This window comes from Thauera sp. AutoDN2, assembly GCF_051280715.1.
Taxonomy (GTDB): domain Bacteria; phylum Pseudomonadota; class Gammaproteobacteria; order Burkholderiales; family Rhodocyclaceae; genus Thauera.
The window spans coordinates 1-1471 of sequence record NZ_JBNCAR010000099.1 but is presented as its reverse complement, the minus strand read 5'-3'; the positions used below and the strand labels follow the sequence as shown (position 1 = coordinate 1471).

The window sequence follows — 1471 nt, the reverse complement described above, 5'->3', positions numbered from 1 at the left end:
TGAGCGTGACCGCGCCGACCGGCGTCCAGTCGCGCGTCCCTCTGGACCAGCGCGCAGGATGGCGCTCGCGGGCCTGGAGATATGTCTGATGGCGTGCAGCCAGGATCGCGCGGTCCTCCAGGGCGTGTCGCTGCGCCGGGGTGACGTAGCGGATGCCGCTGTGGCGGTGCTCGAAGTTGTACCAGCGCACGAAGTCGCGTCCCCAGAGGCGGGCGTCTTCAAGGGTGGCGAAGCCGCGCGCCGGGAATTCGGGACGGTACTTGGCCGTTTTGAAGAGCGACTCGACGAAGGCGTTATCGTCGGAGACGCGCGGGCGCGAGTACGACGGTTTGACGCCCAGCCAGTGCAGCATGGCGAGCACCGTGGTGGCCTTGAGCGTGCTGCCGTTGTCGCCATGGAGCACGGGTTTGTCGGTCATCGCGTGGATGCCTTCGGCCAGCGCGGTGCGCTTGAGCAGGCTCACCGCGTGGTCCGCGTCGTCGGCGTCGTGGATCTCCCAGCCGACGATCTTGCGGCTGTAGAGGTCCTGGATCAGGTAGAGGTAGAACCAGCGCCCCTGCACCTGCGTCGGCAGGTAGGTCATGTCCCAGCACCAGACCTGGCCCGGCGCGGTGGCCACATGCGTGGTCGGCGTGCGCGAGCGCTGGGGCGCTCGGGCGCGCCCTCGGTGACGGGTCTGCCCGTGGGCGCGCAGCACGCGCTGGAAGCTCGATTCGCTGGCGATGTAGACGCCTTCGTCGGCCAACGTCGGCACGATGCGCGCCGGCGGCTGATCGGCGAAACGCGGCTCGTTGGCCACCGCCAGGACGCGGGCGCGCTCCTCCTCGGTGAGCGCGTGCGCGGGCGTCGGACGCTCGGCCAAGGGCCGGCGGTCGCCGACGTGAAGGCCGTCCTCGGCCTTCCAGCGTTGCAGGGTGCGCACGGTGATGCCGGCGACCTCGCACGCCGGGCGCAGGCGCGCACCGGCTGCGTGAGCGGTGTCGATGTGGCGGACCATGGTTTGGCGATCTTCCAGGCCGATCATGCGTCCTCGTCCTTGTCCTTCGGAAAGATCGCCTCGAGCTTTTTTGACAGCACCAGCAGCGCGGCGGCTTCGGCCAGGGCCTTCTCCTTGCGGCGCAGGTCGCGCTCGAGCTCCTTGATGCGGCGCCGGTCGGCCTTCTTCTCCCGGTGGCTGATCCGCGCGGCGTCCTCGGGATCGGCGAGCGCCTGCGTGGCCGCTGCGCGCCATTGCTCGAGCTCCTGCGGATACACGCCGTTCTCGCGGCACCAGGCGCTCTTGCTGGCCTCGTCCATCGCTGCGGTGACCAGCACCGCCTCGAATCGGGCCGGCGCTGTCCAAGCCCGCTCGCGAGCGGGCTTGGACAGCGCATCCGCGCGCCACCGCTCCAGCGTCGCCGTTGAAATGCTCAGTTCGCGGGAAACCAACTCCACCGATGCGCTCTCCGGGGGTAACAACCGTGCTACCGCC

1 protein-coding gene is annotated in these 1471 nt (G+C 69.8%); it reads right to left on the bottom strand.

Annotated elements, in window-relative coordinates; translation table 11 throughout:
* Positions 1-1471 (bottom strand): IS3 family transposase gene (locus ACPT9U_RS17675; protein ID WP_435751917.1). Its coding sequence is split into 2 segments (ribosomal slippage), with 1472 coding nucleotides annotated over them: positions 1-1071 and positions 1071-1471; the frame shifts between segments, so codons are not numbered across the junction. This gene is flagged as partial in the annotation.